The 15,437-nt window shown below is 45.6% G+C and carries 12 protein-coding genes; 10 read left to right on the forward strand and 2 right to left on the reverse strand.

Annotated features, from left to right (window positions below):
• Window positions 1-5 precede the first annotated feature (5 nt).
• Both ytrI and G475_RS0111295 read right to left on the reverse strand, forming a co-directional pair.
• Window positions 6-521, reverse strand: a complete 516-nt coding sequence (gene ytrI, locus G475_RS0111290; RefSeq protein ID WP_026701399.1) for a sporulation membrane protein YtrI — start codon at window positions 519-521, stop codon at window positions 6-8.
• The gene (locus tag G475_RS0111295; protein WP_026701400.1) at window positions 518-856 is read right to left on the reverse strand and encodes a YtrH family sporulation protein; all 339 of its coding nucleotides are present in this window, start codon (window positions 854-856) and stop codon (window positions 518-520) included. The genes ytrI and G475_RS0111295 overlap by 4 nt, the downstream gene beginning before the upstream one ends.
• A 144-nt stretch (window positions 857-1,000) precedes the next feature.
• Between G475_RS0111295 and dnaE the strand changes: the two genes are divergently transcribed.
• From dnaE to mdh, 10 genes are all read left to right on the forward strand, one after another.
• Entirely contained in the window at window positions 1,001-4,333 is a 3,333-nt protein-coding gene (gene dnaE, locus G475_RS0111300; RefSeq protein WP_026701401.1) for a DNA polymerase III subunit alpha, read from the forward strand.
• A 91-nt stretch (window positions 4,334-4,424) separates the two neighbouring features.
• On the forward strand, window positions 4,425-5,663 hold the full coding sequence (locus G475_RS0111305; protein ID WP_026701402.1) for an NAD(P)-dependent malic enzyme: 1,239 nt from the start codon (window positions 4,425-4,427) through the stop codon (window positions 5,661-5,663).
• Between the two features lie 158 nt (window positions 5,664-5,821).
• Window positions 5,822-6,808 (forward strand): acetyl-CoA carboxylase, carboxyltransferase subunit beta, encoded by a 987-nt coding sequence (accD, locus tag G475_RS0111310; RefSeq protein ID WP_233275768.1) that lies wholly within the window; start codon window positions 5,822-5,824, stop codon window positions 6,806-6,808.
• A gap of 14 nt (window positions 6,809-6,822) precedes the next feature.
• The gene (gene accA, locus G475_RS0111315) at window positions 6,823-7,800 is read left to right on the forward strand and encodes an acetyl-CoA carboxylase carboxyl transferase subunit alpha (protein ID WP_026701404.1); all 978 of its coding nucleotides are present in this window, start codon (window positions 6,823-6,825) and stop codon (window positions 7,798-7,800) included.
• Between the two features lie 124 nt (window positions 7,801-7,924).
• A complete protein-coding gene (pfkA, locus tag G475_RS0111320; protein WP_026701405.1) occupies window positions 7,925-8,884 on the forward strand; it encodes a 6-phosphofructokinase in 960 nt (319 codons plus the stop codon).
• A 60-nt stretch (window positions 8,885-8,944) separates the two neighbouring features.
• Entirely contained in the window at window positions 8,945-10,699 is a 1,755-nt protein-coding gene (gene pyk / locus G475_RS0111325; RefSeq protein ID WP_026701406.1) for a pyruvate kinase, read from the forward strand.
• A 39-nt stretch (window positions 10,700-10,738) separates the two neighbouring features.
• Window positions 10,739-11,134, forward strand: a complete 396-nt coding sequence (locus tag G475_RS0111330; RefSeq protein ID WP_026701407.1) for an FxsA family protein — start codon at window positions 10,739-10,741, stop codon at window positions 11,132-11,134.
• 866 nt (window positions 11,135-12,000) lie between these two features.
• The gene (citZ, locus tag G475_RS0111345) at window positions 12,001-13,116 is read left to right on the forward strand and encodes a citrate synthase (protein ID WP_026701409.1); all 1,116 of its coding nucleotides are present in this window, start codon (window positions 12,001-12,003) and stop codon (window positions 13,114-13,116) included.
• A 43-nt stretch (window positions 13,117-13,159) separates the two neighbouring features.
• The gene (gene icd / locus G475_RS0111350; protein ID WP_026701410.1) at window positions 13,160-14,428 is read left to right on the forward strand and encodes an NADP-dependent isocitrate dehydrogenase; all 1,269 of its coding nucleotides are present in this window, start codon (window positions 13,160-13,162) and stop codon (window positions 14,426-14,428) included.
• A 22-nt stretch (window positions 14,429-14,450) separates the two neighbouring features.
• The gene (mdh, locus tag G475_RS0111355) at window positions 14,451-15,395 is read left to right on the forward strand and encodes a malate dehydrogenase (RefSeq protein WP_026701411.1); all 945 of its coding nucleotides are present in this window, start codon (window positions 14,451-14,453) and stop codon (window positions 15,393-15,395) included.
• Window positions 15,396-15,437: the final 42 nt, after the last annotated feature.

The raw sequence follows: 15,437 nt of genomic DNA on the forward strand, positions 1-15,437 counted from the left end.
TTTGTTCAGCTTTCCGGTACTTCCGGCTGGACAATTTTCATGTGCAGTTCAAGCGTCGAATAAATGTGCATTTCTACAATATCAAGCCGGTACTCCTTATCTCCGACATCATAGACTTTGTTTTCCACTGCTTTTTTGATCAAATCCTTTCCTTCGACGACACTTTCGATATTTTTCCCGTTTAAAAATTTCACTTCTCCTTCTGCCTGCTGTTTTAATTCATATAATGCCAATTCGTTCAGTTTTGCTTTTTCTTCATTTGTGAACTGGAGATCTATTTCTTGTATCGTCAGCTTTTGTTCATTTTCTTCATTCCGCTTTCGTTCTTCGCTCCGAAGAACCTCAATCTGTTCTTCCTGCTCTTCAATCTGCAGCCGTTGTTTGTTTATTTCAATAACCAGTTCTTCATGAACATCCCCAAATTGAAAAAGAAAAAATGCCCATCCGACAAGCCCTCCAATGACTACACCAGCAAAAAAACGCTGCCAGCCCGGCCGTCTGTAATAAGGAGGAATTCTCACGGGGTAATCTGCTCCTGGGTGATCCACTGGATAATTAACGTCCCCGCGTTTGCTCCTCCTAAAGCGGCGCATATCATTGCGATCGTTTTATACACTTCGGCGTGGGTGCCGGCAAACAATCCCCGTTCTAAAGAAGTGATGGCATCAAACGTTCCGCCTATAGCCGCAACAAGCGCCCAGATTTTAAGGCTGGCAGCGAGATCATGAATGGTGGAAAGGGGAGGTTTTCCAATCAAAAGAGCTCCCATTCCCCCTATGATAGAGCCGCCGATAATGACCCCGAAGGCTACAAAAAAATCCATGACAAGCGTGCCTGCAAAGTCCCTGCTGATCATCTATTACTCCTCCTTCTATTGACACGAGCAGTTTTCTCTATACTATAAATATAAGAAAAGAGAAGATAGGATATGCTTGTTTTCATTGGAAAAGCTGTTCATACTGAATAACAGGAAGGGATAAAGGCAAAGGAGCATGCGTTTATGGAATTTGTCCATTTACATATTCACACCGAATACAGTCTGCTGGATAGTACGGCCCGGATCGAGACCTTGGTTAATCAGGCTTCCGCCTTTGGAATGAAGGCGCTGGCTGTCACTGATAAAGATGTGATGCACGGAGTGATCCCCTTTTATAAAAGATGTGTCCAGGCCGGCATAAAACCAATTATCGGCCTGGAACTCTGGGTGAAGGGAATCGAATATAAGGAGGAGTATCCAGTGCTTCTTCTGGCTGAAAATAACAAAGGTTACGAAGAATTAATGCAGCTGTCTACCATAAAACAGACGGAACAGGCGATAACGATGGAAACAACGGCGGAAATTTTGAACAACGCCGTTCTCCTGTTCCCGTTTGCAGACGGGGAAGCAGCAGAACTTCTTCGCGCCGGGGAAGCCGATAAAGCGGAGGCTGTTTTACGCGCATGGATAGAAAAAGTATCGGTATCTGCCGTTTATATGGAAAGACAGCCGGCCCCAAAACAGGAAAATATCATGGATGAATGGAAAAAAATAGCTGGACATCTTTCTGTACCGCTAGCTGCCGGTTTGAACGTTCATGCAGTATATAAAGAAGAAATGGAAACAAGATTGGCATTAAAGGCAGTAGAGGCCGGGGACTCCCTGAAAAATATAAGAGAACAGAACCAAGAAAGGACAGGCTGGCTGCTGAGCAAAGAGGACACCGTCTCCCTGCTCCCGAAAGATTCAGAGGCAGTCGCACAGACTTCCGCGATTGCAGACAGATGTAACGTGGCCATTGATTTTAATAAAACGCTTCTTCCTACTTTTCCTCATCCGCCTGATATAACGCCGGAACAATTATTAAGAGAACGCTGTGAAGAAGGAGTCCGGCACCGGTATGATCAAGTATCGAAAATGATAAAAGACCGGCTGGACCGGGAGCTTCACATCATACATGAGATGGGCTTTGACGACTATTTTCTCATCGTTGCTGACTTTGTTCATTATGCACGGCAGCAGGGTATGCTGGTGGGACCTGGGCGGGGCTCGGCCGCCGGCAGTCTGGTCTCTTTTGTTTTGGAAATCACAGATGTGGATCCTTTGAAGCATGATCTTTTGTTTGAACGGTTCTTGAACCCGGAACGCATTAACATGCCTGATATAGATATTGATTTTCCAGACTACCGCCGGGATGAAGTGATTGACTATGTTGCCAAGCAATACGGCAGATACCATGTCGCTCAGATTGTAACCTTTGGAACTTTTGGAGCCCGGGCAGCAGTCCGGGATATGGGCCGTATTCTTGAAGCGCCCCAGGCGCTTATTGAGAGAATAGCCTCCTTTATTCCTCACGGGCCGGGCGCTGGGTTGAGAAGGACTTATGAGGAAAACGGCACGATGCGCAGTCTTATTGAAAAAGAGGAATTGGCTGCCTCCATTTTTAAGCTCGCCTGTCAGGTAGAAGGGCTTCCGCGGCATACGTCCATTCACGCAGCCGGCGTTGTAATCAGTGATAAACCTTTATATGAACATACGCCCTTGATGAAAAAAGATGGAGAAGTGCTGCTGACGCAGTTTGCAATGGATGAACTTGAAGCTGTGGGCCTGTTGAAAATGGACTTTCTAGGCTTAAAGAACCTGAGTCTGTTAGAAAGAATAACGGCTTCCATCCGCTGCAAAGAAAAAGAAAATATTGAGTTGCGCACTCTCCCTCTTGATAATCAAGCTACTTATAAAATGCTGGCTGAAGGGGATACGACAGGGATTTTTCAGCTGGAATCTGCCGGCATGCGGAATGCCCTTCGGCAGATTAAACCTACGGCATTTGAAGATATTGCTGCAGTAAATGCCTTATACAGACCAGGACCGATGGAAAATATCCCGGTGTATGCGGAGCGTAAACATGGCAGTGCTGAGCCTGCCTATCCTCATGAAGCATTGAAAGGTTTATTGGCCCCGACCTATGGAGTGATCGTCTATCAGGAGCAGATCATGCAGATAGCGGCGGTCATGGCGGGGTATTCATTCGGAGAAGCCGACCTATTAAGGCGTGCCGTTAGTAAAAAGAACAGGAACGTACTTGAAGAGGAAAGAACAAGGTTTTTAAAAAGGGCTCAACAATTAGGGCGCGATCCTGGGGCAGCCTCCAGCGTATATGATTTGATTGTCCGTTTTGCAGATTACGGCTTTAATCGTTCTCATGCTGTGGCTTATAGTTTTATCGCTTATCAGCTGGCCTATTTAAAAGCGCATTACCCGGAACATTTTTATGCATCCCTTTTATCGATGCATCATGGTAATACGGAGAAAATGGGAAGTTTTCTCCGCGAAGTCCGGCAGAAAGGAATAGAAATCATTCCTCCTTCCATAAATTCAAGTTCGATAGGTTTTCAAGCGGAACATGGAACGATTCAATTTGGGCTGCTGGCGGTGAAAAACGTGAACAGAAACGGGGCCCGGGCTTTGATAGAAGAGAGAAGAAAAGGACGGTATCAAAGTTTTATTGACTTTTTAATGAGACTCGATAAAGGCACGATCAGCCGCCAGGGTATAGAAGCCCTCATTAAAGCAGGAGCATTCGATGAATTTGGAAAAGACAGGGCGGTGCTGCTTGCATCCCTCGATCGGGCCATGGAGTATGCGGAATTTCAGAAGGAGCTGGGCGGATTGATTTTTGAAGGAGAAATTGATTTCCGCTATGTAGACATGGAGTCGTTTTCCTCTATGGAAAAGCTTGAAGCAGAAAAAGAAGTTACAGGCTTTTATTTAACCGGGCATCCCCTGCGCCGTTACGAACAAGTACTGGCTCCATTTGAAGTGGTGTCCCTGCATGAGAACCTGGATGCCGGACGAAAAAAAATATGGGCTGCAGGAATCCTGGAAGAAATACGGAACGTTCGAACGCGGCAGGGTCAGTCCATGGCTTTCGGTAAACTTACGGATGGGACGGCAAATCTCGAAGCAGTTTTTTTTCCAAGCGTCTACAGGTATTGTCACTCTCTGCTTATGGAACAGAAACCGATTTTAGTAGGTGGACGTCCGGATAGAAAAAGCGAAGAAAACAAACTGCTTGTAGATGAAGTGATAGATCTGGAAGAATTATGGAGTACATCAGAAGATATTTTGTATTTAAAATTAGAAAGTCGTCATGCTGATATAAGCAAGGCTCAAAAAATAAAGGATATCGTAAAAAAATATCCAGGCGGCGCGGCGGTTTGTTTGTATTATGAAAAAGAAGGCAGTGTAGTACAGCTTTCTGATACGTTCCGTGTATCAGAAAATGACGCCTTATTACAGGAGTTAAAGCAGGTGCTGCCTGAAGAATTTGTTGTATTAAGGAAGCACAGAGGGTGAACAAGTTTTTTTCATCTGTTATAATAAGATAAGTTTTGCATTGGTTCGAATGATAAGAACGCATGGATAAGGAAGAAGGAGAGTGGAGAATTTGCCAACGACGAGAGAAGAAGCATTGCATATTCATCGGGAAAATCAGGGGAAGCTGGAATCTAAATCAAAAGTACCGGTCCGAAATACGAGAGACTTAAGTCTGGCTTATTCCCCGGGAGTAGCTGAACCTTGTAAGGCTATTTTTGATGACAAACAAAAGGTTTTCGACTATACGATGAAAGGCAATATGGTGGCCGTGGTTTCGGACGGAACAGCAGTGCTGGGGCTGGGCAACATCGGACCGGAAGCTGCTCTGCCTGTCATGGAAGGAAAAGCGGTTCTGTTCAAGTCCTTTGCCGGCGTGGACGCTTTTCCAATCTGCCTTGATACCTCAGAGGTAGACCGTATTGTGGAGACAGTAAAATTATTGCAGCCTGCGTTTGGCGGGGTGAATCTGGAAGACATTGCGGCGCCGAATTGTTTTATTATTGAAGAACGATTAAAAAAAGAGGTAAACATACCAGTATTTCACGATGACCAGCACGGGACGGCCATTGTAACGGCTGCTGGTTTGATCAATGCGTTAAAACTAAGCGGAAAATCGTTGTCAGAACTTAAAATAATTGTAAATGGAGCAGGTTCTGCCGGCATTGCCATTATTAAACTTCTTCTGAGAATGGGTGTCCGTGATGTTATTTTGTGTGACTCCAAAGGGGCTATTTACGAAGGTAGAGCCGCTGGTATGAACGAGCAGAAAATGGAAATAGCAAAAGTGACCAATAAGGATAAAGTGGAAGGGAAATTGTCGGATGTGATTGCCGGCACGGATGTATTCATCGGTGTTTCTGTTGCGGGAGCGCTGACAAAAGAAATGATTCAATCCATGAATGATAATCCGATTATTTTTGCCATGGCCAATCCGGATCCCGAGGTTATGCCTGAAGATGCAAAAGAAGCAGGTGCCAGGGTGATTGGGACTGGACGTTCCGATTTTCCAAACCAGGTAAACAATGTTCTTGCTTTCCCGGGTATATTCCGTGGAGCTTTGGATGTGAACGCCACCCATATCAATGAGGAAATGAAAAAAGCAGCTGTTTATGCGATTGCGGATCTTATTGATGAAACTGATCTTCATGCAGACTATGTTATTCCTGCGCCATTTGATCCGCGTGTTGCTCCGGCAGTGGCGTCTGCTGTGGCTAAAACAGCGATGGAAACAGGGGTGGCAAGAAAGGAAGTTAACCCTGAAGAGGTGGCAGAAAAAACAGCTCGGCTTTCTATCATTGATAAAGAATAAGCGCCGTTCCGCCGGATAGAGAAGAGGCACAGGGAAAAGTACAAAAAGGCGGGGCGGAATGGTATAATCACGGACAGGGAAACAACCTGTCCGTGATAATGCTGAATTCGTTCTGCCTTTATCCGGCGTTAAGTCCGCCTGCCTAGAAGCCGGTGTTAATGGAGGCTGACCCCGCGAGCGATTCGGAGCTGCATGATGCAGGGCACATGCAGCAGATGCTGCGGACTTATTATGCTTTATGGGTGCTGCCCTCTCCTTATATAGACGATAAAGAAGGTGTCCTCGTGTCATTAAAAGACTTTTTTAATAAAAAACGAAAATACGCGACGATTCCATCCGAACGCCAGCAGCCGGCGCAAATGAATAATGGGGTCATGACAAAATGCCCGCAGTGCAGGTCTATCATTTACACAAAGGAATTGAAAAAGCATGATATGGTTTGTATCAGCTGCGGCCACCATCTTTCCATGACTGCTCATGAACGGATTCATTTTTTATTGGATGAGAATTCATTTAAAGAATACGATGCTGAAATGACTTCCGGAGATCCTCTAGATTTCCCGGAATATCAAGATAAACTGGAAAAGGACCGCAATAAAACCGGTTTGAATGAAGCGGTTGTAACTGGTGAAGGATATATGGAAGGATGTCCTGTGGTACTTGGTGTGATGGATTCGAGGTTTAGAATGGGGAGCATGGGCTCCGCTGCCGGGGAAAAAATTACCCGCGCCATTGAACAAGCACTGGAAGCCGGCCGTCCTTTTATTATGTTTTCAGCGTCCGGCGGGGCCAGAATGCAGGAAGGCGTCCTGAGTTTAATGCAGATGGCCAAAACCAGTGCTGCTTTAAAACAATTGGATGAAGCCGGCTTGTTATATATCTCCGTGATGACGGATCCAACGACCGGTGGTGTATCTGCAAGTTTTGCCTCGCTGGGGGACTATAATTTTGCAGAACCGAAAGCGTTAATAGGATTTGCCGGCCGGCGGGTGATTGAAGAAACGATCCGGGAAGACCTTCCGGAAGACTTTCAAACCGCAGAATTTTTATTAAAACATGGACATTTGGACCGTGTGATTTCACGAGATGAAATGAAAAAAACACTTGTAACCATCCTTGATATCCATGGTTACAAGCAGGAGTAAGGAGGTGAGACGGGATGCACAGTTATCTGCCGTTTGAAAAGCCGGTGATAGAGCTTAGGGAAAAAATTGCCGAACTGAAATCTTTTACGGAAGAAAAAGACATAGATTTATCAGGAGAAATTTATAAATTAGAAGAACGGCTCCAGCAGCTGGAAGAAGATATATATGGAAACCTTCAACCCTGGCAAAGGGTCCAGATTGCAAGACACGGAGAGCGTCCGACTACCCTTGATTATATTGACGAGCTGTTTACAGACTTTCTTGAAATGCATGGGGATCGGCATTACGGGGACGATGAAGCCATTGTAGGCGGGATTGCAAAGTATAAAGGAATCCCTGTTACCGTAATAGGGCATCAGCGCGGCAAAGATACAAAAGAAAATCTCAGGCGGAATTTTGGGATGCCGCATCCGGAAGGCTACCGTAAAGCTCTCCGGCTGATGAAACAAGCGGAAAAATTTTCCCGCCCGGTGCTCTGTTTCATCGATACGAAAGGGGCGTTTCCCGGCAAAGCAGCGGAAGAACGGGGACAAAGCGAAGCCATTGCCCGTAATTTGATGGAAATGGCCGGTTTAAAAGTACCGGTAATCAGTATTGTGATTGGAGAAGGAGGCAGCGGCGGCGCTCTTGCGCTTGGTGTAGGGAACTACATTCATATGCTGGAAAACTCTACGTATTCTGTAATTTCTCCTGAGGGCGCTTCTTCCATTTTGTGGAAAGACTCGTCTTTTGCCAAGCAAGCTTCTGAAACCATGCGCATTACAGCGCCGGATCTTAAACAATTAGAAATTATAGATGAAGTCATTCCAGAGCTGAAAGGCGGAGCCCATAAAGATTTAAAACAGCAGGCTGTCTATATTGACCAAGTAATCGAGCGCTCCTTACATACATTACAGCATCAATCCGTATCAGAACTTGTCCGCCAGCGTTACGAAAAATATAAAAACATTGGTCAAGTGGACAGTGAAAGCGCTGCCTCTTTTACCGACTAATCTGAATGCTTTCTGAACACGCCGGGAAGCATTTTTTCTTGATGTGTTCTACTCATGTTATACTAACGTCATAGTCAAATCGTAGTGGTGCAATCATTTTATTTTATAAAAAGGTGTGAGTAAGATGAAGAAAATTGGATTGTTGACGAGCGGCGGAGATTCGCCCGGCATGAATGCTGCAATTCGGGCGGTTGTCCGAAAAGCGATTTATCATGGTGTCGAAGTATACGGGGTGAAATACGGATTTGCCGGTTTGATCAGCAATGATATAGAGCAACTGGAAATTGGAGATGTTGGGGACATTATCCACCGTGGCGGGACGAAGCTTTATACTGCACGTTGTGAAGAGTTTAAAACTCCGGAGGGAAGGCAGGTAGCCGTCGATAACCTGAACGCACTCGGCATTGAGGGGTTAATCGTAATTGGTGGGGATGGTTCCTTCCGCGGAGCTGAAAAATTAACAGAAATCGGGTTTCCTACCATCGGAGTACCGGGAACGATTGATAATGATATCCCGGGTACGGATTATACGATTGGATTCGATACAGCTCTTAATACGGTTATTAATGCTATTGATAAAATCCGTGATACCGCAACTTCTCATGAAAGAACATATGTTATTGAAGTTATGGGGCGTGATGCGGGAGATCTCGCGTTATGGTCGGGACTGGCAGACGGAGCAGAAACTATCCTGATTCCAGAAGAAGACTACAATATGGAAGATATTATCGGACGTCTGAAACGAGGACACGAGCGGGGCAAGAAGCACAGTATTATTATCGTAGCGGAGGGAGTAGGAAGCGGCCCGGAATTCGGCCAGAAAATTAAAGAAGCGACAGAGCTAGAAACAAGAGTAACCGTTCTCGGCCATATTCAGCGCGGCGGATCTCCAACGGGCTACGACAGGGTTCTGGCCAGCCGTCTGGCAGCAAACGCGGTGGAGCTTCTACTAAACGGAGAAAAGGGAACCATGGTAGGCATAGTGAATAACAAAGTAGTGAATAGGAACATTTCAGAGGTGCTTGCAGAAAAGCATGTAATTGACAGAGATATGTACCGTTTATCACAAGAACTGTCCATCTAAAAAATGAATGATGCTGCCTGTGTTATAATGGCATGGGTTGGAGAGAAGAGGAGGACTATAATGAGAAAAACAAAAATTGTGTGCACAATCGGCCCTGCAAGTGAATCCCCGGAGATGCTCAGAAAACTGATAGAAGCGGGAATGAACGTAGCCAGGTTAAATTTTTCCCACGGAGATTTTGAAGAACATAAAGCGCGGATTGATACCATTCGGGATATAGCTTCCGAAACAGGAAAAAATGTAGGTATTCTGCTTGATACAAAGGGGCCCGAAGTACGGACACATACCATGAAAAACGGCGCTGTCCAGCTGCAGCAGGATCAGGAGCTCATTGTCTCTCCAGAGGAAACAGAAGGTACAGAAAAAAAAATATCCGTTACATATCCCGGTATTGCGGAGGATCTGGAGCCCGGGAAAAAAATTCTGCTGGATGATGGATTGATTGAGCTGGAAGTTATTGAAATTATTGGTAAGGATGTAAAAACAAAAGTATTAAATAATGGCGAATTAAAAAATAAAAAAGGGGTCAACCTCCCGAATGTAAAGGTTAATCTGCCTGGTATAACAGATAAGGATGCGGAAGATATAAAATTCGGCATCGAACAGGAGGTTGATTTTATTGCGGCTTCCTTTGTCAGACGGCCATCCGACGTCCTTGATATCCGGGAAATCCTCGAAGAAAGAGGCGCGGAAGATATCCAGATTATCCCGAAGATTGAAAATCAGGAAGGAATCGAAAATATTGATGACATTTTGGAAGTCTCGGACGGACTGATGGTAGCGCGCGGAGACCTTGGAGTGGAAATCCCGCCGGAAGATGTCCCGCTGGCGCAGAAAGAATTAATTAAGCAGTGCAACACGGCGGCAAAACCCGTCATTACAGCTACACAGATGCTTGATTCGATGCAGCGGAATCCAAGGCCGACGCGTGCGGAAGCAAGTGATGTAGCCAATGCCATTTTTGATGGGACCGACGCCATTATGCTGTCCGGCGAAACAGCAGCCGGGGATTATCCCGTAGAGACGGTACAGACTATGCGGAATATAGCAATAAAGGCCGAATCGGCGCTGAAATACGAAACAATTTTGAGCCAGCGTACAAAGGAGAGCCACCGCTCAATTACAAACTCCATCAGTCAGTCCGTCTCGCATACGGCTTATAACTTAAATGCAGCAGCCATTTTAACAGCAACAGAGAGCGGATATACCGCAAAAATTGTCTCAAAATACCGTCCCGAATCTCCAATTATTGCAGTGACGAGCAACGAAAAAGTGTTCCGCAGACTATCGCTTGTATGGGGAGTCACCCCTCTTCTGGGGAGAAAAGCACAGACTACCGATGAAATGCTTGACAGCACGGTGTATGAATCGTTGAAAGCCGATCTTGTCCGTCATGGCGATCTTGTGGTGATAACAGCTGGTGTCCCGGTTGGGGAAACCGGAACTACGAATATTATGAAAGTGCATGTTATTGGAGAAGTTATCGGAAAAGGCCAGGGTATTGGACGAAAAACAGCTTCCGGTCGTGTCGTTCTTGCTCGTAATGCCCAGGAAGCAGACGAGAAAATGCAGCCGGGGAATATCCTTGTAACTTACAGTACGGACAAAGACATGGTCCCAGCCTTTGAAAAAGCAGCTGCTGTAGTAACCGAAGAAGGAGGTCTTACTTCTCATGCCGCTGTAGTTGGACTGAATCTTGGAACTCCTGTGATTGTAGGAGTGAAGGCAGCCATGGACTTATTTAAAGACGGAGAAGAAATTACCGTAGATAGTGCACGTGGAGATTTATACCGCGGTCACGCCAGCGTCCTATAAATGTTTTGTATGAAATCCGGTAAAGGGGGTTTGTGAAAAATGGGAAGATGGTTTGTGCTATTATTAATTGTTGTCCCAGCTTTGGAAATAGGTGTTTTAATTCTATCGGGAAACATAATAGGGGTGTGGCCTACCATTTTGCTCATCATTCTGACAGGCCTCCTTGGAGCATGGCTGGCAAGAAAAGAGGGGCTCGAAACAATTCGGACGGCCCAGCTTCAGATGCAGAACGGGGAGGTTCCAGGTTCGCTTGTACTAGACGGTCTCTGCATTCTGGTAGGAGGAGCCGTTCTTTTAACCCCCGGTTTTATCACAGACTTGATTGGTTTCTTTTTATTGATCCCCTATACAAGAGGAATAGTGAAAGCCATGCTGCAGAAATTATTTAAAAACCTGATCCAAAACGGCAACCTTATATTTATCCAGAGAAGATAAACTGCATAGTCTGTTGTAACATGACAGATAGCGTATAAATGTGATAGGATAATTACGAAGTCTATGTGGAAGGATGTACGGACTGTTGATACATCGCAGGCAGCTATGGCTATACTGATACTGCTTGCGGGGGATTGTAACAGCAGGGTCATACTGCCGTTTGATAAAATGGACAGGTTTGGAGCTTTGGCTTTCCTTCCCTTTTTGCAGGCAAAAGCAACCCTATTGTTGTTACCATATTCACGTTTTCCTGCCAGTAGTAACAGGCGGTATTGGGTTTGAACACTTTGGAAAAGGATTTTAATTCTGGAACGCCTATTATGGGTTTTGAGCGCTGGAGGAGAAGTCATCCTTTCCAGCATGGCCTGCCTATTAATGCAGCCTCTGTGAGTGGAACGATTCCAGCATCAGGCGTTATTTAACGGGCCGGCCTGCGTATTGTCCGGGCATTGCTTACGCGGTCATGTAAAGGGTAGAGTTTTTTGTTCTACCGGTGCGCATACAAGTTTCTGCGCATGTATGTTTACATTCACAAATTCGTAAAAAGTGGTTATAATAAAATGGGCCTTCCTTCTTACATAGCTCCATTGATCGGAAAGGTTTAAAAAACAGTGTATGTTGTGAATAACCTTAGTAAAAGTATAAGAAAAACAGACTGCTCATTCTAGTACATACACGGATCCAGAAACGATGTAATGTGAAATGTAAGCATTTTCGCTGTCAGTTCAGGAAAGACAGCGGTTTGGGCATACAGATGCCTGCCTGCAGGTCTTACTGCCGCATTGCTTCTGCCAGAGGCAGTTCCGTGCCCTGCGCTTTGTTCATGATTATTTGGCATTCTTATTTTAGGTAAAGGAGAGGTTGGTATGAGCACAACTCGTGGTCTTGAAGGTGTAGTTGCAACATCGTCGAGTGTCAGTTCAATCATTGATGACGTTTTGACGTATCAAGGATTTAACATCGATGACTTGGCGGAAAATGCTTCGTTCGAAGAAGTTATATTTTTATTATGGAATGGCCGTCTCCCTAAAAAGAGCGAACTCGATCAGCTGACAAAAGATTTAGCCGTAAATATGCAGGTTCCAAATGAAATTTTTGAGTATATGAAAGCTTATCCGATTGAAAAAGTCCATCCTATGGCGGCTTTACGGACGGCCGTCTCCCAGCTTGCGCTGTATGATGAAGAAGCGGATGAAATGAATGAAGAAGCAAATAAACGAAAAGCAGTCCGCCTTCAGGCAAAAATCCCTGCTGTTGTTACCGGATTCAGCCGTATCCGGGAAGGAAAGACTCCAATAGCACCTAAAGAATCTCTCAGCTTTGCAGCAAACTTTTTATACATGCTGAACGGGGAGGAGCCGGACGAAACTTCAGAAACAGCCTTTAATAAAGCACTGGTGCTGCACGCGGACCACGAGTTGAATGCTTCTACGTTTACCGCTCGTGTTTGTGTGGCTACATTATCTGATATTTATTCCGGCATTACTGCTGCGATTGGCGCTTTAAAGGGTCCGCTGCACGGCGGCGCCAATGAGAGAGTAATGGCTATGCTTTCCGATATCGGCTCCGTCGATAATGTGGACTCCTATATTCAAAAGGTTTTCGACAATAAAGAGAAAATTATGGGCTTCGGCCATCGTGTATATAAAAATGGGGACCCGAGAGCAAAACACCTGCGGGATATGTCCCGCCGGTTGACAAATATAACCGGGGAATCCAAATGGTATGATATGTCTATGAAAATTGAAGACATTGTGACCAATGAAAAAGGACTTCTGCCGAATGTTGATTTTTATTCAGCATCGGTTTATCACAGTTTAGGCATTGACCATGATTTATTCACCCCTATCTTTGCTACCAGCAGGGTTTCAGGCTGGCTGGCCCACATTCTCGAGCAGTATGAAGATAACCGCCTGATTCGTCCGCGTGCAGAATATGTAGGCCCGGATAAGCAGGAATACATTCCTTTGGAAAAGCGTTAACTCTATGAATGGAAATTATAACTAATAACAGGAGGTTTTTGTAATGGCGAATGGAGAAAAAATCACAACAAACAATGGAGCACTGAATGTCCCGGATGAACCGGTTATTCCTTATATAGAAGGGGATGGGACAGGTCCTGACATCTGGGCATCTGCGAGCCGTGTTCTTGATGCGGCGGTAGACAAGGCTTACAACGGCAAAAAGAAAATCCACTGGAAAGAGATTCTTGTAGGGGAAAAAGCGTATAATAATACGGGAGAGTGGCTTCCTGAAGAATCTCTGGAAACGATCCGCGAATACTTAATTGCAATTAAAGGACCGCTTACAACGCCGATCGGCGGCGGCATTCGTTCTCTTAATGTGGCTCTTCGCCAGAAGCTTGATCTATTTACCTGCCTGCGCCCGGTCCGTCATTTCACCGGTGTTCCTTCTCCGGTAAAACAGCCTGAGGACGTCAATATGGCTATTTTCCGTGAAAACACAGAAGATATCTATGCTGGTATTGAATATAAGGAAGGCACGCCGGAAGCGAAAAAAGTCATTGACTTTCTGCAGAATGAAATGGGGGCGGAAAATATCCGCTTTCCTGAAACTTCCGGAATTGGTGTGAAGCCAGTTTCCAAGGAAGGCAGTGAACGTCTCATCCGGGCTGCGATTGATTATGCTCTCGAAGAAGGACGCAAAAGTGTTACCCTGGTGCACAAGGGTAATATCATGAAGTTTACAGAAGGTGCGTTTAAAGCCTGGGGCTATGAACTGGCAGAACGTGAATACGGTGATAAAGTATTTACGTGGCAGGAATATGATGAAATTGTTGAAAAAGAAGGAAAAGATGCCGCCAATGCCGCGCAGGATAAGGCTGAAGCTGACGGCAAGATTATCATTAAAGATGCGATTGCGGATATCTTCCTGCAGCAGATCCTGACTCGTCCGAAAGAATTCGACGTGGTAGCAACCATGAATTTGAACGGGGACTATGTCTCTGATGCTCTCGCTGCACAGGTTGGCGGAATCGGTATCGCACCAGGCGCAAACATCAACTATGAATCCGGACATGCCATTTTTGAAGCAACGCACGGTACAGCGCCAAAGTATGCAGGCATGGATAAAGTGAATCCGTCGTCTCTCATTCTTTCTGGAGAGCTATTGCTCCGTCACCTTGGATGGCATGAAGCAGCAGATCTTGTACTGACTTCGATGGACAAAACAATTGGCAATAAAGTGGTTACTTATGATTTTGCACGGTTAATGGATGGGGCCAGAGAAGTGAAATGTTCTGAGTTTGGCGATGAACTTATTAAAAATATGTAATTAGTGCAAGGAGGAGCAAGCAATGGCTATTGAGCGCAGAAAAATATCTGTTATCGGCGCCGGATTCACCGGCGCCACCACAGCTTTGATGACGGCTCAAAAAGAACTCGGAGATGTGGTTCTTGTTGATGTTCCGGATATGGAAGATCCGACAAAGGGGAAAGCTTTGGATATGCTGGAAGCTACACCGGTTGAAGGCTCCGATGTGAATGTGACAGGAACGTCTAATTACGAAGATACTGCCGGTTCGGATGTAGTGGTTATCACCGCGGGAATTGCACGGAAACCCGGGATGAGCCGGGACGATCTCGTGAACACCAATGCGAAAATCATGAAAACGGTGACCCAGCAGGTCGTCAAGCATTCACCAAACTGCTGTATCATTGTATTAACCAATCCGGCAGATGCGATGACGTATACGGTCTTTAAAGAATCCGGCTTCCCGAAAAACCGGGTTATCGGACAATCCGGTGTCCTGGATACGGCCCGCTTTCAAACATTTGTAGCTCAAGAACTGGGTATTTCCGTGGAAGATATTCAAGGCTTTGTTCTCGGCGGGCACGGAGACGATATGGTACCACTCATCCGTTATTCCAATGCCGGAGGTGTTCCGTTAACCAAGCTGCTTCCCCAGGAACGGATTGATGCTATTGTGGAGCGCACAAGAAAAGGCGGCGGGGAAATTGTTGGGCTTCTTGGGAATGGAAGTGCCTATTATGCCCCTGCTGCATCGCTGACGAAAATGGTTGAAGCGATCATCAAAGATAAAAAGCGGGTTCTTCCGGCCATTGCCTACCTTGAAGGAGAGTATGGAGAAAATGACCTGTATTTAGGGGTGCCGACAATTCTTGGCGGGGACGGTTTAGAAAAGATAATCGAATTGGATTTGACAGAGGAAGAAAAAGGGTCCCTTGCCAAATCTGTGGAATCCGTCCGCAGTGTCATGGAAGCTCTTCCAAAGGACTAATTGGAATAGAGTCAGCTGTTATTGTAAACAGCTGGCTTTTTT

This window comes from Salibacterium aidingense DSM 18341 (assembly GCF_000429685.1).
Lineage (GTDB): Bacteria > Bacillota > Bacilli > Bacillales > Marinococcaceae > Salibacterium > Salibacterium aidingense.